Below are 23129 nucleotides of genomic sequence, written 5' to 3' on the forward strand. Positions count from 1 at the left end.
GAGATAGCCTCAAGCGCTATTTTTGGATGGCCGCCCATGATTGTGGCGACTGTTATTCTCGTTGCAGCCTACTTCTTCATCATCACGGAAAAGATAAACCGGGCGATTGTCTCCCTGCTGGGCGCTGGTCTGCTCGTTCTGCTCGGTGTCCTGAATTTTGAACTTGTCGTTCAGGGCATCGACTTCAATACGATCTTCCTGCTGACGGGCATGATGGTCATTGTTGCCATCACCAAGGAATCCGGCGTCTTCCAGTTTGTGGCGATCTACACCGCCAAACTGGTCAAGGCCAATCCACGGCTCCTGCTTATTGCCCTGGCCGTTGTGACTGCACTCTTCTCCGCCCTGCTTGATAACGTGACCACGGTGCTGCTTGTGGTTCCGGTAACCCTGCTGTTGACAGACCAGCTCAAGCTCCGGGCCTATCCCTTCCTCTTCTCGCAGATCTTTGCCTCCAACATCGGTGGCACGGCGACGCTCATCGGTGATCCGCCGAACATCCTGATCGGTTCTGCCGTCGGCCTGAGCTTCATGGACTTCGTCGAGTGGGTCAGCCCCATCGCAATCCTTGTCCTCGTGGTCTGCCTGTTCATTTTCGACTTCATCTGGGGTCGCAAGATGACGGCGGCTGAGGAAGACAAGCAGGCGATGATGCAATACAACGCCTTCGAAGCGATCGAGGACAAGGTCCTGCTGACCAAGTCGCTGATCACTCTGGCCCTTGTGCTGTTTGGCTTCATCTATGGCCACGGTCAGGGCTGGGAGCCGGGCACCATCGCTCTCACCGGCGCCGCCTTCCTTTTGTTGCTGCATACCCTCGGCGGCAAGCCCGAAGAGCAGTCGCACGCAGTTCATTCCGCCTTCAATCAGGTGGAATGGGAAACGATCTTCTTCTTCCTTGGCCTATTCGTGCTGGTTTCCGGCGTCGAGCATACCGGCCTTCTGAAGATCATCGCCGGCAAGCTTCTGGGCATTACGGGCACCAACGTCGAACTGGCTGGCATGATCGTGCTCTACGCTTCTGCCGTGCTGTCGTCCATCGTCGACAACATCCCGTTTGTTGCCACCATGATCCCGCTGTTGAAGGCCATGCAGACCGACCTTGGCGGACCGCAGGCCATCGAGCCCTTGTGGTGGTGTCTGTCGCTGGGCGCCTGTCTTGGCGGTAACGGCACCCTCATCGGTGCCAGTGCCAACGTCATGGTTGCCAGCTTCTCCGAACGGGCCGGGCAGCGGATCTCCTTCATGCAGTTCCTCAAGCTGTCTTTCCCGCTGATGATGCTGACAACGGTCATTTCCTCGCTCTTTGCCTACATCGTCTATTTCTGATGTCTGCGCCGGGCGACCCGATCAAATATAAAGCCGCCGCCGGAGCATCCGGTGGCGGCTTTGTCATTTTGGGTCGTGCAGAGCGGTGATGTTGGAAGGTCCTGCCGTTGTCAGCCCCTGCCTTGTCTGGCCATGGCGATGTCACTTCCAGAGCAATTTTCCTGCGCCGCCCGAGATCAGGAAGGTCACGTCCTTGAGGGCCGAAATCGGGGAAACACCCGGCGGCACGGCGACATAGCGCGGCTGCCATTCCGGGTGGAACTTCTGCTTGAAGGCCCGCAATCCCTCGAAATTGTAGAATGACCGACCGTGACGGTACATGATGGCGCCGAACCGGTTCCACAGGCGGCTTCCCTTGCGTGCCTCGATGCCCGAGAGCGGAGCGAGGCTGAGGCTGAATTCTTCTGCGCCAGCAGCACGGGATTGCTCGATCAGCTCGATGAAGAGGAATTCCATCAGGCCGCTTGCCACATCTGGTGGATAGCGCATCATGTCAATCGACACATGCGAACCGTCGCCCGGCCGGAGAATGTTGGCAAAGGCCAGAATCTGCCCCTCACGCCGGACGGTGGCAATGGCAAAATGCTGCAGATAATCTTCGCTGAACCGTCCGAGCGAAAAGCCTTTCTCGCCGCCAACCTTGTCTTCCAGCCAGGCATCGGAAATCGACCGCAGCGCTTCGATGAAGGTCACGCTGTGTGGCGGCTGATTGATGACCAGTTCCACCCCGTCCTTCAGTGCCCTGTTATGGGCGGCCCGCATCGACTTGAAATGCCCCCCTGCAAGCGAAAAGTCCTGAAGCCGGATCACAGCTTCCTCGCCGATCTTGTGCAGGGAATAGCCCATCTCGATCCAGAGCGGCAGATAGGTCTCGCTGACCTCGAACATCACCGGATGAGCGGCATTGTCATAGGCCTCTTCCCAGAAGGACCAGACCAGTGGTTCGATGGCCTCGCGCGGCCCGACCGGGTCTGAATAGGCGACCCACTTGTTGCCCTGCACCGCATACATCAGGAAGGCATCTTCACTGTCGTTGAAGAACAGCTCCTTGTCGCCGGTCAGCGCCAGACAGCTCTTGGGGTCATTCTGCCGGGCAATGATCGCCTCCGCCTTCTTGAGGCTGGCCCGATCCGGCATCTTGGTGTGCGAGACGGCCGGCTGAATGGCCAGCCAGACCGTGGCAAAGAACAGGAAGGTCGACCCCGCAAGACCAGCGCGCAAAGCGCGTGAGGTGTTGGCCCCTTCGGAGAACTCAATCCACAGGCTGGTGCTGTAGGGCGTGGTCTCATGCATGAAGAAGAAGACAGCGGCAGCGCTGACCGCAATGGCCCCCGCAAGCGCGAACCAGCCGGGGCTGAGGACACTGCGCGTGAGCTTGGCAGAACGGTGGAAACTGCCCCGAAATGGCCAGAGCACGGCGGCTGTGCCGAGCAAAAGGGCCACGGTTTCCAGATCGAACTTGTTGAGCAGCGATACACCCGAGGCGACGGCCAGCGTGACAAGGGTCAGCCAGAAGGCACCGGAGATCCGTCGGACGAGCCCCTGACTGAGGATCAGCAGCAAAACACCGAGCACCGCCGACAGCAGCACGCCGCCTTCCAGCAGGATCGCGGCCAAAAGATCATCCGGGTCGATGTCCTCGGGCCGGACAGAAGGCATCAGTGCGATCAGCACCAGATAGGCACCGATGCCGAAGGCCGTAAGGCCGATAAGGGTAGGCGCGGCGCCACTTGCGGCCTTGAGGACCGGGCGCAGAGGGTCCGGCACATCGCCGAACAGGCGGGTGATGAAGCCACCGGCAAGGCGGGCTTCATTGACGGCCACGAAGATCAGCGCCAGCCCGAAGGGGATGAGATAATAGATCAGGCGATAGAGCAGCAGGGCCGCTGCCACCTGATCAAGCGGAACACCCTTGGGCAGGGCGGCGATGATCACCGTTTCAAAGACACCGACCCCGCCTGGTACATGGCTGAGCACGCCGGTCATCGAGGCGGCGGCAAAAACCGGCAAGAAGGTGAGAAAATCCGGCCTGAGGCCCGGCAGCAGCACATAAAGCGTCAGGGCCGCCATCGACGTGTCGATCAGCGTGAAGGCCAACTGCGAAAACAGAATGCCCGGTGTCGGTGCCGACAATTCGAAGCGACCGAGCCGCAGGCTCTTGCCACTGAGCGACAGCATGACAAGGAAGGCCGTAACCGCAATGGCGGCAATGCCCGCCCAGAGCCTGAGGCTGTCCGGCGCAAGCGGCACAATGTTGGCCAGCGCATGGGGATGAATGGCGAGGGACGCCAGACCGATGACCGTGATGCCGAAACCGAAGGCCAGCGCGGCAAAGGTTGATACGCTGGCGATCTCGAACAGGCTGAGGCCAAAGGCCGAATAGACCCGATAGCGCACCGCGCCGCCGGAAAGGACACTGACGCCAATCGTATTGCCGAAGCTGTAGCCAAGGAAGCCGCCCACGGCAATCGAGCGCAGCGGCACCTTCTTGTCGAGGGATTTGAGTGCTGCCCAGTCATAGCCGATGAGGGCGGCGTAGCTGGCTGCGGTGGCCACCAGCGCAGCAAGCAGGGTGCCCCATGGAGTGGCATGTACTTGCGCGATCACATCGGCAGCCTTGACTGGCTTGAGCAAATGATAGAGCGCATATATGCCAAACGCGAAGAGCGCCAGAGTCAGCACGATGGGGGCGGCCTTTCGCCCCAATGCGAACAGATCGTGTTTCGTGCCCTCAGTGGGGTTATTGATGGTCACATGCGGCCTCTCGCTGAGAAAACGGGCAGTAAGCATGACAAACTGATGGGACGCTTCCCCGCATCTTTCCCACTCTGGATGGGCTTTCCTGAAACTTAGATAAGAAGACGTTCATGGAAAATCTTTGAGAAGATCTTAAAGTTTAGTAAGGGATGCCAGCGTTTGCCGGTTTCCTTGCTTTCTAGGACACAAATAGACTGTCGTGGGCGGTTGTTTCCACCTTTCCACTGCGATGTTTGGCTAGGTCTCTGGTTCAGTCTCTAGCCAAGGGACACAACGCCATCTGCTGCCTGTCTGAAGGGCAGGCCTGCGTCTGATCTGTAACCGCAGGAGCCGACAGGCAAGCAGGACTGCCCGGGCGGCCTCTCGCCACACCGGCCAACTGGCTCGAATCTTACAGATCCGCGATGACCGCCGTCAGAAGCTGTTGAACTTCGGTGGCGATGGGTTGGAGAGCCGGGTTCTCAATGGCGCTCATGGAAGCAATCGGGTCCACGGCGCTCACCTCGATACCCTCTGCCGTCTCCCGCAGGATGACGTTGCAGGGCAGCATGACGCCGATCTTGGGCTCTGCGGTCATCGCCTTGTGTGCCATCTGCGGCTTGCAGGCGCCGAGGATCTTGTAGGGCGCCACATCTGCATCAAGTTTCTTTTTCAGGGTTTCCTTGACATTGATTTCGGTGAGAACGCCGAAGCCCTTGTCCGCCAGAGCGGCGCGAACCTTGGCTTCCGCATCTTCAAAACTGACACCAGCAAGTGTCTTGTCGATCGTATAGGTCATGACCTTCTCCTTTTCGTTGCCAGCCTCCGCGCAATGCGTGCCGGGCTTGCATCCAGACACGCAAATTGGTCAGGACTTGGGCGGGCAAGACAGTGCGTGCGTCAGTGGAGGACAGCCCGGCGGGCCTCCAGAACTCGCTCAGGGCGCAAGAATAGTCACTCGTCAGGAAAAGCGCCACACAACGAAGGGCGATAGGGAAAATTGAACAGATCCGGATCCACACCAAACAACCGATATCCGATGTGCTGGCAATATTTTGAATGATGAAAGTATAATGGGGTTATAATTATAGACAATCAAAAACAAAATAATGGTAAGAAAGTATAGAATTTACCGCAAACTGTAGTTTATGGGTCTGAGATGAAATAAAATCCATGGTTGCAGTGTAGAGATAAGATTTTGTTAACCATGGTTGTAGAGAGTTTGTTGTTGGATAATTCGAAATTCGGCCTTCGACCCACTTAACCTCCCTTTTCAGGATGTATTCATCATGGGCGACTATCAGCTAGCACTACCAGACAATAATGGCGGACAGGCAGGCTCGCCAAGCGGGGCTGGGCTCTTGTCCCGGTTCAAGATCGGACAGCGGATTTATGGAGGATTCCTTGTCCAGATCCTTCTGATGATTATCCTGTCGGCCATGTGTATTCTGGCTTTCCGCGATCAGGCCGAGAAATTTTCGCTCTATAGCGACATGGCCACTGACGCCAGTCTGGTTGAAAGCCTCAATTCGGAAGTGGTCCGGACGAAGCTGGCTCAGAAGAGCTATTTCGAGACGTCGGCCGATGCCGAGAAGGTCGCATTCGCCGGTCAATATCAGACCGTTTCTGACCTGATGAAGGAAGCCAAGGTCGCTATCCAGAATCCCGAACGGGTTTCCCATCTCAAGACCATCGATGAGGCTCTCACAGTCTACAAGTCCGGCGTCGACGAGGTGTCCACCCTGATTGATCGCCGCAATGTGCTTGTTTATGACCAGTTGGGGCCGATCGGCCTCAAGATGCAGGAAAACCTGACGCTCATTCGCTCCGGGGCCTTCACTGCGGGCGACTTTGAAGCCGCCAGTTTTGCCGGCACGGCACAGGAGCACCTGCTGCTCGCCCGCCTCTATGTGATGAAGTTTCTTGATGACAACAGCCGCGAGTCGATGCAGCGAACCAATGACGAGTTGCTCGCATTCGACAAGGCGCTCGCCGAACTGAAGGCGTCCCTGTCCAATCCCGACCGCAGAAAGCTGCTCGTCACTACGGAAGGCTTGGCGAAAGACTATGAAACCTCAGCGGTTGAGCTTGAGGACGTGATCACCAACCGGAACGCCATCCTCAAGGGCAAGTTGAACAAGAGCACCGACACCATCTTTTCTTCGGCAGAGGCAACGGCAGCCTCCGCAGAGAAAGACGATCTGGCCATGCGTGAAGCTTTTCACGCCAACCTTGCCAAGGCTGAAACCAACCTGCTGATCGTCTCGTCCATCGCCCTTCTGGTCGGTGCCCTGTTTGCCTATGTGATCACGCGTGGAATTACCCGGCCGGTGAATGACCTGACCGCTTCCATGGGGCGACTGGCTCAGGACGATGTGCAATCCGAGATCCCCGGTCGGGGCCGCAAGGATGAACTGGGCATGATGGCCGCAGCGGTCGAGTTTTTCCGGCAGAAAATCATCAGGGGCAAGGAGCTGGAGGCCGAGCAACTGGAAATGAAGCGCCGTTCCGAGGAGGATAAGCGCAAGATCATGATGCAGATGGCCGACGAGTTTGAACGGCAGGTCGGCTCTATCGTGCAGGCGGTTTCGTCCAACTCGGTTGAACTGAATGCCAGCGCCCAGTCAATGACCGACGTCAGCCGCCTGACACTGGAACAGGCAACGCAGGCCGCCTCCTCCTCGCAGCAGACCACCAGCAGTGTGCAGACGATTGCCACCGCGACCGAGGAAATGACCAGCACCATTGCCGAGATTTCCCATCAGGTCGCCATTGCCTCGCAGTCTGCAACCGAAGCCGTTACCAAGGTCAGATCGACCAACGAACAGATGGCAACGCTGCTCGACAGTGCATCGCGGATCGGCAATGTCGTGGAAATGATCTCGACGATTGCCGAGCAAACCAATCTGCTGGCGCTTAACGCCACCATCGAGTCGGCGCGGGCCGGAGAGGCGGGCAAGGGCTTTGCCGTCGTCGCTGGCGAGGTGAAGGCGCTGGCTGGTCAAACGGCCAGGGCAACCGATGAAATCGTCAAGCAGATCTCCGAGGTGCAGGCTGCAACCAGGCACTCATCTGACTCGATGAATGACGTCAGTCAGGTCATCCAGCACCTCAATGAAATCTCGGCGGCGATTGCCGCGGCCATGGAAGAACAGAATGTGGCCATCAACGAGGTTGCATCCAACATCCATCAGGCCGCCCAAGGGTCCGAGCTCGTGAACCAGAATATCTTCGAGGTGAACAAGGCCTCACAGGAAGCGGGCAGTGCATCCAGTCAGGTTCTGGCCTCCTCGCAGGAGCTGTCCGAACAGGCCGAAATGCTCCGCGCCGAGGTCGACAAGTTCATCGATCAGGTGCGCGCAGGCTAGACACTTGCAACCGGGGCGAAGATTTGCGCCCCGGCCTCTCCCGGCCCTCGATGGTGACTGTGTCGGAAGACCCTTGTGTCAGCGGATGCGGGAGCCACTGTCTGCGTCGAAGAAGCGCAAGTCAGCCGCATTAAAGGCCAGCCCGACATGGTCGTGCTCCTGCAGTCGACTGCTCCCGCCTTCTTCGACGATCACACGCTCACCTTGTTGTCCCGTCAGATAGACATAGGATACTCCGCCGAGGCGCTCGATGAGGTCGATCCTGAAATAGGAGCCATCTGCGTCAATTGACAGATGTTCCGGCCTGATGCCGACTTCCAGTCTCGTGCCGTCCGCTGGCTTGCCGGAGGGCAGATCGAGGCGCTGGTCGAGGGCAGGGGACTGGATTGCGCCCGTCCTCACGTCTGCGGCGAGGAAGTTCATCGACGGCGAGCCGATGAAGCCAGCCACGAACCGGTTGTCCGGATCGTTATAAAGATCCAAAGGTTTGCCGATCTGCTCGATCCGGCCATCGCGCAGCACGACAATCTTGTCGGCCAGTGTCATGGCCTCTACCTGATCGTGGGTTACATAGATCATTGTGGCGCCCAGCTCCTTGTGCAGCCTGGCAATCTCCACGCGCATCTCCACCCGCAACTCTGCATCGAGGTTGGACAGCGGCTCATCAAACAGGAAGACCTCTGGTCCCCGCACAATGGTGCGTCCGATCGCTACTCGCTGGCGCTGCCCGCCGGACAGCGCCTTTGGTTTGCGCTTGAGATAGTCGTCGAGCTTGAGAATGCGGCTGGCTTCTGACACCTTGCGGCGGATCTCGTCCTTGGGCACGCCATTCATCCTGAGGCCGAAGCTCATGTTCTCCTCGACCGTCATGTGCGGGTAGAGCGCGTAGGTCTGGAACACCATGGCCACTCCGCGCAGCGCCGGGTCGAGCTTTGTGACATCGCGCTCGCCGATGCGGATCGTGCCGTCAGTGATGCTTTCAAGACCGGCGACAAGACGCATCAGGGTGGATTTGCCGCAGCCTGACGGGCCGACAAAGACGCAGAATTCGCCGTCCTCGACCGTCAGGTCGACACCGTGAATGACCTCGATGTCCCCGAATGTCTTGACCACATTCTTCAACTCTACACCAGACATGCTGTTGCTCCTGTTACGCTGCGGTCTTGCCACAGAGGCGGCTGATCAGGGCCGTCTCGCTCTCGTCATACGGGGTGCCATCGGCATAGAGCACGTCATGAAACCATTCGGCGGTGGCGTCCGCAGTGTCATCAGCGCCATGGTGGCTGGTCAGGCTGTTCGGCCAGGGCAGATTGGTCTGGGTGCGTCCCTTGATCATGCCCCAGTTATAGCAGCCGATTTTCGTGTCGTGGAAGTAGGGCAGCAGCGCATCGAAGCGGCTACCCACCGATCGTGCCATCCATTCGGTGCAGAGCAGCGGGCGCCCGTGGGGAGCAAGATTGGCCACATAGCGCTCAAGATGCTCAAGATCGCAATAGGCATGGAAGGTGATGACGTCGGACAGCGCCAGCGCCAGCTGGTCGGTCGAGTTCTCGTAAGGGGGAACCTGTTTGTCCGCCGCCGGTGTCCGCCAGGCGCCAACGGTCAGCGGCTGGGACGGAGCAACCGACCGCGCCCAGTCGAAGGAGGCCGCCATCAGGGCTTCGCTCCGAGGCCCCAGCGCCGGGTCATATTCGCTGAACGAGCCATCGGGGGAAAAGATCATGCGGTTGCCGGGCTCGTTGTAGAGATCCCACATCAGGATGCGGTCGTCATCGGCAAACTGGCTGATGATGTCCTTGACATAGGCCTCGAAGTCGGGCCAGAGGCTCCGATCCATCACCGCTGCCCGCCCGGGACTGGCCACGGCGCGGCTGTTGTGGATGCCGGGAACCGGCTCGGGCTGTGGGCCATAGACCGGCTCGGCGCCGCCAAAGCCGCAATCATCGAACAGCACCGGCATCGTAGAGAGACCGCATTTGGCTGCAAGGCGAAGAAAGGTCTCAAGCCGGGCAAGCAGTCCATCGCGGTCATGCTTCCAGACCAGATAATGCAGGTTGGTGCGCACCGAATTGAAGCCGATGTCGGCAGCCCATTTCAGCTCGCGGGCAATCTCCTCCGCATCGAAGCGGTCGGCCATCCACATTTCGAGGAAATTGACGGCGCTGGAGGGCAGATAGTTGAAGCCGCAAGGCCAACCCTGACCCTGCCACCATGCCTGTGCCCTGTCTCTGGTCCAGGGAGAAAATAGATTGCTGTTCATGATCATGTCCGCGTGTCTTGAGGGAACCTGCCCGAAGCTGCCGGGCAGGTCGTTCTTCGTGTCGGGCCTAGCGGTCCAGAAGGTCCTGAATGTCCAGCTCTGCGTCGGAGAGGGCCGCGTCAACATCCTTGTTGGTTAGCCAGATAGCCTGGAATTCCCGGTTGAGCGTGTCCTGAATGGCGCCATAGTGCTTGGACGGAGGCATCGTTCTGGCAAGACCGGCTGTGGTGGCATATTCGGTGCGATGCGGCAGGGCCTTGTAGGCGTCGCTGGCAAGGACCGACTTGCGAACGGCCATGTGGCCGGTGCGAGCCCAGTCGCCATCATGGTCGTTGATGAAGGCCAAAACCTTGAGGGCTGCGGCATATTTTGCTGGATCATTCTGCTTCAACATGGCAGGGATCGCCCACATGTGGCTGCCAGCCCAGGCTGCCTTGTCCTTGAACAGGATCGGGAAGGTGGCGGCATAGTAGTTCTTGAGGGCGACGGCCGGATCGGCTGCCTGCGAGTCATAATAGTCGACCACCCACGTGCCGTTGATCAGAATTGCCCCTTCACCATTGAGGAAGGCCTGCTGGCTGTCGGTGTAATTGTATTTCGGGTCGGCATAGCCAGCGGCGAACAGATCGGTCAGCACCTTGATGGCGGCCTTGGCTTCCGGTGTGTTGACCGTGGCTGTATCGCCATTGTAGAGGTCGGCACCCTGCTGCCAGATCAGGCTCATGACGACGCGGACGCCGGTTTCAAACTGCGAGAAATCGCCGATCAGATATTCCTTGCCGGTCTTTTCCTTGACCAGTTTGGCCTGTGCCATCAACTCGTCCACGGAGGTCGGCAGCACCGGCTTGCCATCCTTGACCAGCCCGGCCTGCTGCATGATGTCCATGTTGACATGCCAGAGGTTGGCGTGGAAATCCATCGGCACGCCATAGATCTTGCCATTGTAGGTAACGCCAGCCTTGGCGGCGGCTTCCCAGTCGGAGACATCGATTCCGGCGCCAGCCAGATCGTCGGTCAGGTCGGCAAGCGCGCCGGTTCCGGCAAATTCGGCCACCCGGTAGCGGTGCATGACATGAACATTCGGTGGCGTCTTGCCTGCGTAGGCCGCCTTGAGCTGGTCGTAATAGTTGCCCCAGTCGGTGGGCAGGGTGTTGACGGTCACGCCATCAATCTGCTCGCTGGCCGCGTTGATGATCGACTGGATGATGCAGGGCTCCCCGACCGATGTCTTGGTGTCGGAGCCAGCATTCTCGCAGGCACCAAAGAAACGGCCAAGGGAAATGTCCTCGGCCATGACTGGCGAGGCGAACCCGGCTGCCAGCATGGTGGCTAGAATGATCTGTTTCATGATAAACCTCCCGTTCTATCAAATAAGTGAAACAAGTCTCGAAACTGTATGGCCGGAGACGACCGCCTTACGTGGCGCCTCCTATCCCTTGGTGCCTCCCGCCGTCATCGCCTGAACCACATAGCGCTGGAACAAAAGGAACAGCACCACCACAGGTAACGTGGCGATGACGCCGGACGCCATGATCCGGCCAAGCCCTTCCGACTGGGCAAAGTTGGTCTGGATTGAGGCAAGCCCGAGGGTGATGGTGAACATTTCCCGTTTCTGGGCCGAGACGAGCGGCCACAGATAGTCGTTCCAGGCGTAGAGGAACGTCAGAATGGCAAGGGTGGTCATGGCAGGGCGCGCCAGCGGCAGCATCACATGCCAGAAAATCTGCAACCAGCTGACCCCGTCCAGCCGTGCCGCCTCTTCGATGTCGCGCGGGATGGCCTTGAAGAATTGCATCATCAGGAACACCCCGATGGGCACGGCGACTCGCGGCAGGATGAGCGCGTGATAGCTGTTGTGCCAGCCGAAATCAGCGAACATCGTATAGAGCGGAATGAACACCGCCTGTTCCGGCACCATCAGTCCGATGAGGCAGAAGATGATAACAAAATTCTTGCCCGGAAAGGACAGCCGGGCCAGCGCATAGCCTGCCGTGGTCGAGACAAACAGCACCGCCAGCGTCATACCGACGGCGACAATGGTGGAATTGAGAAACCAGACAGGCGTCTGGCCATAGGAAAACAGCGCGGCATAATTGTCGAGCGTGAAGGGAAGTGGGATGAGGCCGAAGAAGGTCGAGGACGTGGTCCGCGCCAATACGTCATTGGGCTGGAACGACAGCGACAGCATCCACAGGGTGGGCACCAGCCAGAGAAAGGCAGGAAGGGAGATGAGCGTCACCAGCCAGTAGTAGGAGCGATTGGATTGCATCAGTCTTTGTCCTCCCGTCCGAGCAGGAACTGCACCAGCGAAAAGGCGCCCATGATGACGAACAGAAACACTGCCATGGTCGTCGCCCGACCCAGCTCGCTGTCTCTGAAACCGGTCTGGTAGATATAGCGCACGAGGGTCTGGGTGCTGTCGTTCGGGCCGCCTCCGGTCATCAGATGCGACTGGCCGAAGACCTGAAAATGCAGAATGATCTGCAACACCACCACCAGCGTGATCGTGCGCTTGAGATTCGGCAGCGTGATGTGGCGGAAGGCGCGCCAGCCCTTGGCATTGTCAAGGGCGGCAGCTTCATAGATGTCGCGGGAAATATCCTGCAGACCGGCCAGAAAAAGGATCATGGCGATGCCCAGCGACCACCACACGGTGGTGATGACGATGGCGGCCATGGCAAAGCGTTCGTCGGTCAGCCAGTGGATGGGCGATCCGCCGAACAGGGTGATGACATTGGCAATCAGCCCCTGCCGCGGCGAGAACAGCAATTGCCAGATCAGCGTGACCACCGTTACCGACAGCACCTGAGAGAGAAAGAAGATGGTGCGGAAGACGGCCATTGCCCGACTCTCGCGGTTGACCAACACCGCAAGACTGAGGGAGATGATGGTGATGGACGGCACGGTCAGGGCGACAAACAGGATGGTGTTGCCAACCGTTGGCCAGAACCGGCGATCATACCAGCGCCCACCGGCCCCCGGATGGAAGCCGCAGGCAACAAACAGGATGAGCGCAATCGAGCCGACCAGAACAGCCGTTCCACGGCTGATCTTGCCAAATGCTGTCAGCAACAGGGTTGACAGGAGCACGAAAGCTGCGCTCCACTGGACAAGCGGGCTTGCGGCTGGCGACCAGACGATGTTTTTGCCCCAGAGGATTCGCTCGTAATTGCGTAGACCGACGAATTCCTTGGCATTGGGATCAAAGGCGACGGCCATCAGATTCCAGTTATGGAGACTGATCCAGATCCCGTTGAGAAACGGGATGACCAGAAACGCCAGGTAGGCCACGACAAAAGGCGTCAGCAACAGCGCCGCTGAGGATTTTTGCCCCAGCCGCTTGCCTGACCATCCATAAACCGCCACTTTGTTCCTCCCATGGCAGAAAATGCTTGCGCTAATATTATTAGCAATATTTATTAGCATTGAATACCCGGTCATGCAAGGGAGGAATCGGGCATGGAGGAAAAGCCAGGTGCAAAAGCGGTGCGCGTGACGATGGGAGACGTGGCTCTGGCAGCCGGTGTCTCGCAATCGACGGTGTCCTTTGTGCTAAACGGTGTTGAGGATATGCGTATCAGCAGTGAGACGCGGGCCAAGGTTTTGCAGGCTGTTCGCGATCTGGGCTACCGTCCCAGAAGCGCCGGACGTCCACCCAAGGGGGTGGGGATGACAGTGATCGGGCTCATCGTCGACGAAATTGTCACCAGCCCCTTTGCGGCCATCTCCATTGATGCCATTCAGGCCACGGCCTGGAAGGAAAATGTCATTGTCGAAACGGTGATGACCGGTGGCGACAAGGAATATGAACGGGCTATCCTGCGCAAGTGGGCCGCAGATCGGGTTCGGGGCGTCATCTACAGCTCTATCCTGACGCATGTGGTTTCGCCGCCGGATCTGCTGCTCAATCACAAATGCATCCTGATGAACTGCTATGACAAGCAGGGGCGTTTCCCGGCCATTGTTCCGGCCGAGCGGCGCGGTGGCGAAGCTGCGGCCAAGGTGCTGATAGAGGCTGGCCACAAGCGCATTGCCTTCATCAAGGGGGAACCGTGGATGGATGCCTCCAAGATGCGCGAGGAGGGATTCGAGCGGGCGATGCATGCCGCCGACGTGGCGATTGATCCGGATCTGATCATGGAGGGCAATCTGCTGCCATCGGGTGGCCGCACGGCGACGTTGGCACTGATGGCGTTGCCCAATCCGCCGGAGGCGATCTTCTGCGCCAATGACCTGACCGCCGTCGGCTGCTATGAGGCCCTCAAGGAGCTGGGGCTGAAGGTCGGGGTCGATGTTGCGGTGGTCGGCTATGACGATCAGGAAATTGCCCAGCATCTGCACCCCACCCTGACGACGGTGCTGTTGCCCCATGCCGAAATGGGCCAGCTCGCTGCCGAGATGATTCTGGCCGATGACGAGATTACCATGAAGGAAACGAGGGTTCCCTGCCCGTTGGTGCCGCGCCATTCCCATATGCGGACGCGCGCCTGAGGCCAATTGAACAAGGATCGGTTGCTTGGGGGAAGGCCGTCGGATGCCGCTGAATGCACGTCCGGCGGCCTGAAAATCTGAATAAGTACGAACACTTAGCCTTGCGACAAGCAATTGACTTGCAAGCGGTGGTTTCCTAGAAATGCCTTGTACGTTATAACGCACAAGGCCCGGTTCTTGCGCCTGTGCGATGGTGAATCGGAACAGGATCATGTTGAAAACGGTGACTGGCGTCTCGGAACGCATCGAGCGGCTACGGCAAAACTACGTCAATACAAAGCCTTCCATCTGTTATGAGCGCGCCAGACTCTACACCGAGTCGCACAAGCGCACCGAGGGCAAGTCGGTCATCCTGCGCCGCGCTGAAGCCTTCCATGATTTCTGCGCCAAATTCGAGGTGCGTATCTTCGAGGATGAGTTGATCGTCGGAACCGCTGGCAGGTTTCGCCGCACGGGCATCCTGACGCCGGAATATTCCTGGAAATGGGTCGACAAGGAGATGGATACCTTCCCGACCCGCCCGCAGGACCCCTATCTGATCACGCCGGATCAATGCGCCACCATCCGCTCCGAGATCTTCCCCTACTGGCATGGCAAGTCACTGGAAGAACATTTCCTGGCGGCGCTGCCGGAAGAGACGGCCCGGATTGCGGTCGATACGGGCATCATCGACAATGATTCCAAATGGCGTCAGGCGGTGGGCGAGATCACGCCGGATTATGAGGGCCATCTGTTCGTCAAGGGCTATGGCGGCATCCTGAAAGATGCCGAGGAAAAGCTCGCCGCGCTCGACTATCTCAACGCCGAGGATATCGACAGGATCGATTTCTACAAGGCGACGATCCTGTCGGCGAAAGCCATCATCCTGTTGGCCAATCGCTATGCCGATCTTGCCGAAGGCATGGCAGCCGAAGAGCAGGACGACGCCCGCAAGGCCGAATTGCTGGAGATCGCCCGCGTCTGCCGTCGGGTGCCGGAGTATCCACCGCAAAGCTTCCACGAAGCCACACAATTCATCTGGTTTGTCCAGCTGGGTGGCATCATCACCGAAAACCCGCTGGCGCTCAATCCCGGCCGTTTTGACCAGTTCATGTATCCTTACTATGCTGCGGACATGGACAGTGGCAAGCTCGACAAGGCCGGGGCCAAGGAACTGATCCATGCGCTTTGGCTGAAATATTCCGAATGGGTCTGGACCATCTCGGAGAACACCACCGGCTATTTCGCAGGCTACAACCAGTTCCAGAACCTGACCGTCGGTGGCAAGAAGCGCGACGGCAGTGACGCCACCAATGAGTTGACCTATCTCTGCCTTGAGGCAACCGACGAGGTGCGCACCCATCAGCCGGGGCTCAGCGTGCGCGTGCAGTCGGACTGTCCGCAGGAATTTCTTTACGCGGTGACCGATCTGGTCAGCAAGGGAACGGGCTTCCCGGCCATTCACAATGATCAGGCCGGAACCCAAATGCTGCTGCAGGCCGGATACGAACCCGAAGACGCTCGCGACTGGAACAACTGCGGCTGCGTCGTGCCGCACTTCCGCCAGACCGGCCAATGGACCAGCGCTGTCAATGTCAACTTCGCTGCCGCAATGGAATATGCCCTCAATGAAGGCAAGAGCCGCCTGACAGGCGAGAAGATGGGGCTTGATGCCAAGCCGCTGGCCAGCTACGCAAGTTATCAGGAAATCGAGGATGCCACCTTCGAGCAGGTAGGCAACCTCATCCATCATTCCGTGGTTTCCACCGTCATCGCTCAGAAACTGCATGCGGAAATGGTGCCGCGACCGTTCCTGTCCACCTGTATCGGCCATTGTCTGGAAGAGGGTAGGGATCTTTCCCGCGGTGGCGCGAAATACAATGTCGGCCCCGTGCTGACCGGTATCGGCCTTGCAGTGGTCGCCAACTCGCTGGCCGTCATCAAGAAGCTGGTGTTCGAGGACAAGGTCACCACGCTCGCCGAACTGGACGCGGCGATGAACGCTGACTGGGAAGGCCATGACGCCCTGCGCACGAAGGCGCTGGCGGTGGTCAAATATGGCAATGACGACGACTATGTCGACGCCATCGCCCGCGATCTGGCCAACTACTATTATCGCAAGACCCGGGCCTACAAGGACAATTTCGGCTCGCCCTTCAACTCGGCCTTCATGGGCATTTCCAACTACATCCCGACCGGCCGGATCGTCGGCGCCACCCCCTGCGGACGCAAGGCGACCAAACCGATCACCGAGGGCGTTTCGCCCTATGCCGGTAGCGACGTGAAGAGCCCGCTGGCGGCGATGCGCTCCAGCGCCAAGATGAACCACGATGTCCATACCGGCGGAACGCTGCTCAACCTGCGCCTGAGCGAAGATCTGGTCAGCACTCCGAAGGGCAAGCGCGATCTGGGCAGTATCATCCGGGCCTATTTCTCCCTTGGCGCCTTCCACGTGCAGTTCAACACCCTGTCGACAGACGTGTTGCGCAAGGCCCAGAAGAACCCCGAAGATTACAAGGATCTGCTGGTGCGGGTTGCGGGGTACAGCACCCAGTTTGTCAACCTGTCACCGGAAATGCAGGAAGCGATCATCGCGCGCTCGGCCCATGGCAGCTACTGACAAGGCAAAAGACGGCACAATGGGAACGGTCCTGCAGATGCAGGACTATTCCATTCATGATGGAGACGGGGTGCGCACCACCATCTTTCTGGCCGGTTGCGGCCTCCGGTGCCAGTGGTGCGCCAACCCTGAAAGCTGGACCCAACACAGGAAACTGGCCTATCACGCCCACAAGTGCCGGGGGTGCCAAAGCTGCCGGACGGTCTGCCCTGAAGGCCTCGACCCGGCGGCGGGAGATTTTGATGCGACCCGCTGCACCTTCTGCGGGGACTGCGTGGCCGCCTGCCCTGAAAAGGCTCTGCAATTGGCTTGCGAGCAAATGGATGCCGACGCCATCATGGAGCAGATCCGCCGCGATGAGATCTTCTTTCGCCATTCCGGCGGCGGGGTGACCTTTTCGGGTGGAGAACCCTTTGTCCAGCACCAGTTCCTGCGCAGTCTGATGGCCGGGTGCGAGCGGCTGGGTGTTTCGGTCTGGGTAGAAACTTGCGGTTTCTTCAAATGGGAAGCCTGTCAGGACCTGATGGCAGGCATCGACCACATCTTCTTCGACATCAAGCATATGGATAGCGAGAGCCATCGCCGCTTCACCGGCCAGGGCAACGAGACTATCCTTGACAATGCCAAAAGGATTCATGCCTCGGGCGTTCCCATGACAATCCGCATTCCCCTGATTGCGGAAGTCAATCTGGAGGAAAACAATCTTGAGGCAACCGCCCGCTTCATGCGCGATCACCTGCCCGGCAGCCGCATCGAACTGCTGCCCTATCATGAGCTGGGCAAGGCCAAATACAGCGCCTTTCGCATGGCGGACAGCTTCCATTCCTTCACGACGCCGACAGAGGCGCAGACCGCCGTTGCCTACAGCATTTTCGACCGTTATCAGATCGAGCGTTATCAGTAGCTGACAATATTCTGGAAGACGACCCGTTCGCTGGCGGCCCTGTAGCCATGGGGCTGGTCGGCAAAAAAGCGGAACGTGCCTCCTTCGTCGATGGCCTGCCAGTGCCCGTCCGACAGGATCTCAAGCTCTCCCAAAAGTACGATGACGCTTTCGATCACCCCGTGGGCGTGGGGCTCTGACATCTGGCAGTGATGGTTGGAAAGGGTGATCTCGTGGATTTCGAAATTCACCGCTGAACTGTAGGGAAAGACCGACACCATTTTCATGCCGGGATCTTCAGGAACGCTCAGGCCCTCGTTGGGATCGGTCCCCAGATCGAGAAAGGCCGAGAAGGAGGTTTCCAGTCCTGATGCAATCTGCCAGAGCTTGGCGATGGTGGGGCTTGATTCTTCGCGCTCGATCTGGCCAAGCATGGCCTTGGAGACCCCGGTCAATTTGGCAACCTCATCAAGGCTGAGCTGGCGCTGGGCCCGGATGGTCTTGAGATGGGTCGCTACACTGTGCTTGAACTTGTTGGCCGACAACGCGAGTGCCTCTTTCCTGATCCTGCCTGTGCTCCCGTTATAACAGGCGCGCGGGCGGGATCAATCCAACTCTTCATTGTTGACAGGTAAGGCGCGGTGTCTGGCCGCTTCGAGCATCTCTACAGACGACCGCCGAGGGCAAGATGCAGCGAATTGTCGATATGCTGCTTCAGCGCCTGTTCGGACGCTGCGACGTTGCGAGCCAGCATCGGCCTCAGAAAGGCCAGATGCTCGCCGATGATCCTCTCGGCGTTGAACGGTGTGACCTGAAGCCGAGACTGGACCACCATGTGGATCTTGATCGAATTGACGCGGTAGACATTGGCGATCAGCACATTCTGCATGCTGTCGATGAAGGCAGCGTGCATGTCCCAGTCAAGCTTCTGCATCTCGTCCGCAGCATCCTGATTGGAGTTGGCCTGGATATTGGCCAGAAAACGCTCGTGCCGTTCGATCCAGCCGGAAAACCGCGCCGTCGGGATGGCATCAATCGCCGCCCGGACGGCGCTGAGTTCCAGAATGCTGCGCAACTCATAGGCGTCCCGCACGAAGGAGACATCGAGGGTTGGCACCATCAGCCCGCGTTTGGGCAGGGTCTGGAGCAGACCGTCTGCTTCCAGCCGCGGAATGGCTTCCCGGATCGAACCCAGCGTCGCGCCGGTGGTCTCGACCAGTTCCCTTTGGGATACGATCTGTCCGGGCATCAAGCCCCCCTGATTGAGCAGTTCCACGATGCGGTCATAGGCGGCGCGCTTAAGCATTGTTTTTCCTGTGTCAGGCGCTGTGCGGCTGAGATTCGGCGTTGTGATCTGTTCTTCAATACTCGTCATGGTGAGCCAGTTCAACCTCTTCGCGCGCGTGGAAAACACTGACATGTAACTAACATGTTTAACGTGAAAATTCTAACTGGTCAAAAGGATCATTGCTAACATGTTAGTTACATGTTAATGAGGGGGCCTGCATCAGACGCGTGGAGGCGTTGATGCGACGGAGGAAATAGGAGGACTTATGAAACGCTCAGTCAAACTGCTGGCCGGTGTCGCCGCCGTAGCCCTTTCCGCAATGGTTTCTTTTGCCGCCGAGGCTGAAACCCTGCGCTTTGCGACCACATTGCCGGAAGCAGACAATCCAGAAACCCATGCCATGAAGGCATTCGAGCAGTATGTCGAATTCCACACCAACGGCGAAATCGACGTGCAGCTGCTGCACGGTGGCGTTGGTGGTGACCGCGAAATTCTCGAAAGCGTGCGCAATGGCATTTTCCAGATGACCGCCACGACGGACGGAGCGCTTGCCTCCTTCTATCCCGGCGTGCAGGTTTTCTCGACGCCATATCTGTTCCGTTCCACCCGCCATGCGGTTGAGTTCATGAACAACTCCCCGGTCATGGGTGAGTTCGTGGCTGATGTGGAGAAGCAGGCAGGCCTGCGCATCATAGGCTTCGCTGCAGACGGCTTCCGCAACTTCGTGAACAACAAGCATCCGATCAAGACCCCTGCCGACGTGGAAGGTCTCAAGCTGCGCTCCATGGAAAGCCCGGTCATGATCGCGCTGATGAAGAGCCTCGGGGCTGCCCCGACGCCAATCCCGTTCCCGGAAAGCGCCATGGCCATCCGTCAGGGTGTTGTTGATGGGGGTGAAAACCCGCCGTCCACCGTCATCAATGGCGGCTGGGGTGAAGTGATCAAATACATGTCGCTTGACGAGCATATCTTCTCGGCCGTGTTTGCCTATGCCAACCCGTCCTTCCTTGACGGTCTGAGCGAACAGAACCGCGCCGCCGTGCTCGATGGGGTCAATCTCTACACCACCATCATGCTTGCAGGCAAAGGTCAGGGCTACCTCACCGATACCCAGCGCATTCGTGATCTGGGCGTGGAAGTCTATGTGAACTCGCCTGCCGAGAAAAAGGCATTTGGCGAGAAGGCCCAGAAGCCGGTCCGCGAATTCCTCGCCAAGGAGCTTGGCGCTGAATATGTAGACAAGTTTCTGGCCGCTGTTTCGGAAACCGAAACCCAACTCTACGGCAAATAATCCCGTGTCGTAACGTCTGGCTCCGCCGGTTCCAAACCTCCCTTCAAACACTCCTTCGAGGGAACCGGCGGGCCTTACCCAAATGGACATTTCTCATGGCATCTTCCCTGACGCAGACCTATCTGCGCTGGACAGCAAAGCTGTCGAACGCCACGGAATATGTGGCGGTGGCGATATTCGCCGGGATCGTTCTGGTCAACTTCATGGCCGTTGGGGCCCGATATGTGCTGGCCGACCCGATCGGCTGGAGCGAAGAAGCCCTTCGCTATGCAATCGTCTGGGCGGTCTATCTGGTCGCCGGAGCCACCTTCCGCCACGGTGAGCAGATGATGATCGATCTCATCGTCATCATTCCTTCCGACAGAATCCGGCGCATCGCCGCCTTCCTGTCGCTGCTGACGACACTGGTGCTGGCAGCAATCGTGGTTGCCCTCGGCATTCCGTTCCTGATGGATACCGGGCAGGTTTCCCCATCCATGCGCCTGCCGATGTGGATCCCCTACGCCGCAGTGGTCGTGGGATATCTGATGATCGCCATTCAGGCGATCGCCGGTTACATCGAGCAGCCCGTCCTTGGCAATAAGGAGACGGCACAATGAGCCCCGCAGCAATCTTCTCGGCCTTCTTCTTTCTGGTGCTGATCGGTTCCCCCATCGCGGTCGCACTGGGCCTCACTGGCGCATCGGCGGCCTGGTTCGCCCACCTGCCGATGGTCATCATCCCGACGCGCTTCTTCAGCTCGCTGGACAACTTCTCGCTTCTGGCCGCTCCCTTTTACATCTTTGCCGGCGAGGTCATGAACCGGGGCGGGATTACCGAAACCCTCATCACCTTTGCTGCCAAGATCACCCGCTTCGTGGCCGGTGGTGCCGCCTATGCCAACATTCTGGCATCGGTGCTGTTTGCCGGTATCTCCGGGACGGCGATTGCCGATACCGCAGCCCTTGGCAAGATCTTCATCAACGGCATGCCCAAACAGGGCTATACCAAGGAATTCTCTGCCGCCGTTACCGTTGCCAGTTCGATGATCGGGCCGATCATTCCCCCGTCGGTCATCATGATCGTCTATGCCTCCGTGGCTCAGGTCTCGATCATCAAGCTGTTCGTCGCCGGTATCGTGCCGGGGCTGATGCTCGGTGGGGCCTGCGCGGTCATCGTGCTGATCACGGCGCTGACCAAGGGGCTGCCCAAGGGCGAGATCAAGGCGGTCGACAAATCCGACAAGCAGCTGGCTTTTGAAACGGCTCTGGTCTTCTCGATCCCGATGTTCATCGTCTTCGGCACACTCTCCGGTGTCTTCACGGCAACCGAGGCCGGTGGCATTGCCTGCGTCTATGCGCTGGTGATTGGCCGGTTCGTGCTCAAGACCCTTTCGGGCCGCAGTGTGCTTGCCTGCATGAGGGCATCCATGCGCACCACCGCCAGCCTTTATCTGGTGATCGCCGGTGCATCGGTCCTGTCCTACATTCTGACTGTCACCGGTGCCATTTCGTCGGTTCGGTCGCTGACGGTGCTGTTCTCGGACAACCAGACCATCTTCCTGTTCTTCGTGCTGGGCATCCTGCTCATCGCCGGTTTCTTTCTTGAGCCGGGGGTTCAGGTGCTGCTGCTGGCGCCGATCTTCCTGCCCATCTCCCGCGGGCTCGGCATCGACGAAATGCAGTTTGCCATGGTCTTCCTGCTGTCTGGCACCATGAGCCTGATGACCCCGCCTGTCGGCATCTGCCTCTTCGTGGCAGCGCAGATCGGCGAGATAAGCATCGGACGCATGTTCTGGGCCATCCTGCCATTTCTCGCCGCCCAGATCGCCGCAATTTCATTCCTCATCATATGGCCGGATCTCGTCACGTTCCTGCCCAACCTGGTCAACTAGCTATGACAAAGCAAAAAATCCTTGTTCTGACAGAACAGTTTACAAACGAATGCCCGCTTTTCGATCCGTTGCGTGAAGCCGGATATGAGGTGGTGGTCAACGAAACCAGCCGTCTTCCCGACGAAGCCTCTCTCAAGGCCATGCTGGCAAGCGGCGTGGTGGCAACCATTGCCGGTGGCGAGCCCTACACCCCTGACGTGATCGCCAACGCCAGAGATCTCAAGATCATCGCCCGTTGGGGCGTTGGGTATGACAAGGTCAATGTCCCCGCAGCGACCGCCCATGACATCCCGCTTGCCATGGCCTTTGGCCAAAACCATGAGAGCGTCGCAGAATACGCCCATGCCATGGCCCTGTCGCTCGCCTGTGGCATAGGCCGCCGCGATGCCATGGTTCATGGTGGCACCTGGATGTTCGACGGCTTCCACCCGGGCCTATGGGAACGCACCGCCGGTCTCATCGGTCTTGGCCGCATCGGTGGCGCCATGGCGCGTCGCCTCAAGGGCCAGTCCATGCGCGTGCTGGTTTTCGATCCGTATGTGAGCGAAGAACAGGCAGAAGCGGCTGGCGTCGAGAAATGCGATCTCGATACGTTGCTGGCCGAGAGCGATCTGATCTCTGTGCATGCCCCTTCAACGCCCGAGACGCGCCACACGCTGAATGCGGAAACCTTCGCCAAGATGAAGGATGGCGTCATTGTCATCAATACTTCGCGCGGGCCGCTCATTGACGAGACGGCGCTGGTCGATGCCCTCAAGTCCGGCAAGGTCTACGGCGCTGGTCTCGATGTGTTCGAAACCGAGCCGCTTCCGGCCGACAGCGCCCTGCGCAGCTGTGACAACGTCATTCTGAGCCCCCATGTCTCCGGCATGGACAAGATGGCCGAGAAGCGTGTGACCATGCGCTGCGTCAATAACATTCTGGCCTGGTTGCACGGCGATCCCAAGGAGCTGCTGCCCTATGTCGTCAACCCCGAAACCCTGAAACTCTGAACGGCAAGTCCAGTAAGTC

Annotated in this window: 18 protein-coding genes; 9 read left to right on the forward strand and 9 right to left on the reverse strand. The window is 58.8% G+C overall.

The window, feature by feature from the left end; genetic code table 11:
* Positions 1-36: 36 nt before the first annotated feature.
* Positions 37-1329 carry an ArsB/NhaD family transporter gene (locus tag DSL70_RS15400; RefSeq protein ID WP_205563286.1) on the forward strand — a complete coding sequence of 431 codons (1293 nt, stop codon included), beginning with the start codon at positions 37-39 and terminating at the stop codon, positions 1327-1329.
* Positions 1330-1470: 141 nt separating this feature from the next.
* Here the strand turns inward: DSL70_RS15400 and mprF are convergent, their stop codons facing one another.
* Positions 1471-4083, reverse strand: coding sequence for a bifunctional lysylphosphatidylglycerol flippase/synthetase MprF (gene mprF, locus DSL70_RS15405; RefSeq protein ID WP_205563287.1), 2613 nt, complete (start codon positions 4081-4083; stop codon positions 1471-1473).
* A gap of 394 nt (positions 4084-4477) precedes the next feature.
* Positions 4478-4864 carry a DUF302 domain-containing protein gene (locus tag DSL70_RS15410; RefSeq protein ID WP_119308858.1) on the reverse strand — a complete coding sequence of 129 codons (387 nt, stop codon included), beginning with the start codon at positions 4862-4864 and terminating at the stop codon, positions 4478-4480.
* Between the two features lie 490 nt (positions 4865-5354).
* Here DSL70_RS15410 and DSL70_RS15415 point away from each other — a divergent pair, with 490 nt between their 5' ends.
* Positions 5355-7433, forward strand: a complete 2079-nt coding sequence (locus tag DSL70_RS15415; protein WP_119308859.1) for a methyl-accepting chemotaxis protein — start codon at positions 5355-5357, stop codon at positions 7431-7433.
* Between the two features lie 78 nt (positions 7434-7511).
* Here DSL70_RS15415 and DSL70_RS15420 read toward each other — a convergent pair whose 3' ends face one another.
* From DSL70_RS15420 to DSL70_RS15440, 5 genes are all read right to left on the reverse strand, one after another.
* Positions 7512-8570 carry an ABC transporter ATP-binding protein gene (locus tag DSL70_RS15420; RefSeq protein WP_119308860.1) on the reverse strand — a complete coding sequence of 353 codons (1059 nt, stop codon included), beginning with the start codon at positions 8568-8570 and terminating at the stop codon, positions 7512-7514.
* A gap of 13 nt (positions 8571-8583) precedes the next feature.
* Positions 8584-9693, reverse strand: a complete 1110-nt coding sequence (locus DSL70_RS15425) for a glycoside hydrolase 5 family protein (protein WP_119309170.1) — start codon at positions 9691-9693, stop codon at positions 8584-8586.
* 67 nt (positions 9694-9760) lie between these two features.
* Positions 9761-11041: an extracellular solute-binding protein gene (locus DSL70_RS15430; RefSeq protein WP_119308861.1), complete on the reverse strand. Its 1281-nt coding sequence runs from the start codon at positions 11039-11041 to the stop codon at positions 9761-9763.
* 81 nt (positions 11042-11122) lie between these two features.
* On the reverse strand, positions 11123-11962 hold the full coding sequence (locus tag DSL70_RS15435) for a carbohydrate ABC transporter permease (RefSeq protein WP_119308862.1): 840 nt from the start codon (positions 11960-11962) through the stop codon (positions 11123-11125).
* A complete protein-coding gene (locus tag DSL70_RS15440) occupies positions 11962-13059 on the reverse strand; it encodes a carbohydrate ABC transporter permease (RefSeq protein WP_205563288.1) in 1098 nt (365 codons plus the stop codon). The genes DSL70_RS15435 and DSL70_RS15440 overlap by 1 nt, the downstream gene beginning before the upstream one ends.
* 93 nt (positions 13060-13152) lie before the next feature.
* Between DSL70_RS15440 and DSL70_RS15445 the strand changes: the two genes are divergently transcribed.
* The 3 genes from DSL70_RS15445 to DSL70_RS15455 all read left to right on the forward strand — a co-directional run bounded on the left by DSL70_RS15445 (position 13153) and on the right by DSL70_RS15455 (position 17687).
* Positions 13153-14184, forward strand: a complete 1032-nt coding sequence (locus DSL70_RS15445) for a LacI family DNA-binding transcriptional regulator (protein ID WP_119308864.1) — start codon at positions 13153-13155, stop codon at positions 14182-14184.
* Between the two features lie 211 nt (positions 14185-14395).
* On the forward strand, positions 14396-16783 hold the full coding sequence (locus DSL70_RS15450) for a glycyl radical protein (RefSeq protein ID WP_119309171.1): 2388 nt from the start codon (positions 14396-14398) through the stop codon (positions 16781-16783).
* Positions 16770-17687 (forward strand): glycyl-radical enzyme activating protein, encoded by a 918-nt coding sequence (locus DSL70_RS15455; RefSeq protein ID WP_119308865.1) that lies wholly within the window; start codon positions 16770-16772, stop codon positions 17685-17687. Before DSL70_RS15450 ends, DSL70_RS15455 begins: the two co-directional genes overlap by 14 nt.
* Here DSL70_RS15455 and DSL70_RS15460 read toward each other — a convergent pair.
* Both DSL70_RS15460 and DSL70_RS15465 read right to left on the reverse strand, forming a co-directional pair.
* Positions 17681-18211 carry a helix-turn-helix domain-containing protein gene (locus DSL70_RS15460; RefSeq protein ID WP_119308866.1) on the reverse strand — a complete coding sequence of 177 codons (531 nt, stop codon included), beginning with the start codon at positions 18209-18211 and terminating at the stop codon, positions 17681-17683. The genes DSL70_RS15455 and DSL70_RS15460 overlap by 7 nt on opposite strands.
* A 119-nt stretch (positions 18212-18330) precedes the next feature.
* Positions 18331-18972: a GntR family transcriptional regulator gene (locus tag DSL70_RS15465; protein WP_119308867.1), complete on the reverse strand. Its 642-nt coding sequence runs from the start codon at positions 18970-18972 to the stop codon at positions 18331-18333.
* A 247-nt stretch (positions 18973-19219) separates the two neighbouring features.
* Here DSL70_RS15465 and DSL70_RS15470 point away from each other — a divergent pair, with 247 nt between their 5' ends.
* From DSL70_RS15470 to DSL70_RS15485, 4 genes are all read left to right on the forward strand, one after another.
* Positions 19220-20245: a TRAP transporter substrate-binding protein gene (locus DSL70_RS15470; protein WP_119308868.1), complete on the forward strand. Its 1026-nt coding sequence runs from the start codon at positions 19220-19222 to the stop codon at positions 20243-20245.
* 95 nt (positions 20246-20340) lie between these two features.
* A complete protein-coding gene (locus DSL70_RS15475; protein WP_119308869.1) occupies positions 20341-20844 on the forward strand; it encodes a TRAP transporter small permease in 504 nt (167 codons plus the stop codon).
* A complete protein-coding gene (locus tag DSL70_RS15480; RefSeq protein ID WP_119308870.1) occupies positions 20841-22118 on the forward strand; it encodes a TRAP transporter large permease in 1278 nt (425 codons plus the stop codon). The genes DSL70_RS15475 and DSL70_RS15480 overlap by 4 nt, the downstream gene beginning before the upstream one ends.
* Positions 22119-22120: 2 nt before the next feature.
* Positions 22121-23110, forward strand: a complete 990-nt coding sequence (locus DSL70_RS15485) for a phosphoglycerate dehydrogenase (protein ID WP_119308871.1) — start codon at positions 22121-22123, stop codon at positions 23108-23110.
* The last annotated feature ends 19 nt before the right edge of the window (positions 23111-23129 follow it).

The sequence above is a fragment of the Cohaesibacter haloalkalitolerans genome (assembly GCF_003574655.1).
GTDB classification, from domain to species: domain Bacteria; phylum Pseudomonadota; class Alphaproteobacteria; order Rhizobiales; family Cohaesibacteraceae; genus Cohaesibacter; species Cohaesibacter haloalkalitolerans.

What these genes read in the sequence shown, in the direction of transcription:
- DSL70_RS15435 (WP_119308862.1), bottom strand. Translation starts at nt 11,962, where the DNA reads ATGCAATCCAATCGCTCCTACTACTGGCTGGTGACGCTCATCTCCCTT.
- DSL70_RS15475 (WP_119308869.1), top strand. Translation starts at nt 20,341, where the DNA reads ATGGCATCTTCCCTGACGCAGACCTATCTGCGCTGGACAGCAAAGCTG.
- DSL70_RS15485 (WP_119308871.1), top strand. Translation starts at nt 22,121, where the DNA reads ATGACAAAGCAAAAAATCCTTGTTCTGACAGAACAGTTTACAAACGAA.
- DSL70_RS15480 (WP_119308870.1), top strand. Translation starts at nt 20,841, where the DNA reads ATGAGCCCCGCAGCAATCTTCTCGGCCTTCTTCTTTCTGGTGCTGATC.
- DSL70_RS15470 (WP_119308868.1), top strand. Translation starts at nt 19,220, where the DNA reads ATGAAACGCTCAGTCAAACTGCTGGCCGGTGTCGCCGCCGTAGCCCTT.
- DSL70_RS15430 (WP_119308861.1), bottom strand. Translation starts at nt 11,041, where the DNA reads ATGAAACAGATCATTCTAGCCACCATGCTGGCAGCCGGGTTCGCCTCG.
- DSL70_RS15465 (WP_119308867.1), bottom strand. Translation starts at nt 18,972, where the DNA reads ATGCTTAAGCGCGCCGCCTATGACCGCATCGTGGAACTGCTCAATCAG.
- DSL70_RS15445 (WP_119308864.1), top strand. Translation starts at nt 13,153, where the DNA reads ATGGAGGAAAAGCCAGGTGCAAAAGCGGTGCGCGTGACGATGGGAGAC.
- DSL70_RS15455 (WP_119308865.1), top strand. Translation starts at nt 16,770, where the DNA reads ATGGCAGCTACTGACAAGGCAAAAGACGGCACAATGGGAACGGTCCTG.
- DSL70_RS15410 (WP_119308858.1), bottom strand. Translation starts at nt 4,864, where the DNA reads ATGACCTATACGATCGACAAGACACTTGCTGGTGTCAGTTTTGAAGAT.
- DSL70_RS15450 (WP_119309171.1), top strand. Translation starts at nt 14,396, where the DNA reads ATGTTGAAAACGGTGACTGGCGTCTCGGAACGCATCGAGCGGCTACGG.
- DSL70_RS15400 (WP_205563286.1), top strand. Translation starts at nt 37, where the DNA reads ATGATTGTGGCGACTGTTATTCTCGTTGCAGCCTACTTCTTCATCATC.
- DSL70_RS15425 (WP_119309170.1), bottom strand. Translation starts at nt 9,693, where the DNA reads ATGAACAGCAATCTATTTTCTCCCTGGACCAGAGACAGGGCACAGGCA.
- DSL70_RS15415 (WP_119308859.1), top strand. Translation starts at nt 5,355, where the DNA reads ATGGGCGACTATCAGCTAGCACTACCAGACAATAATGGCGGACAGGCA.
- DSL70_RS15420 (WP_119308860.1), bottom strand. Translation starts at nt 8,570, where the DNA reads ATGTCTGGTGTAGAGTTGAAGAATGTGGTCAAGACATTCGGGGACATC.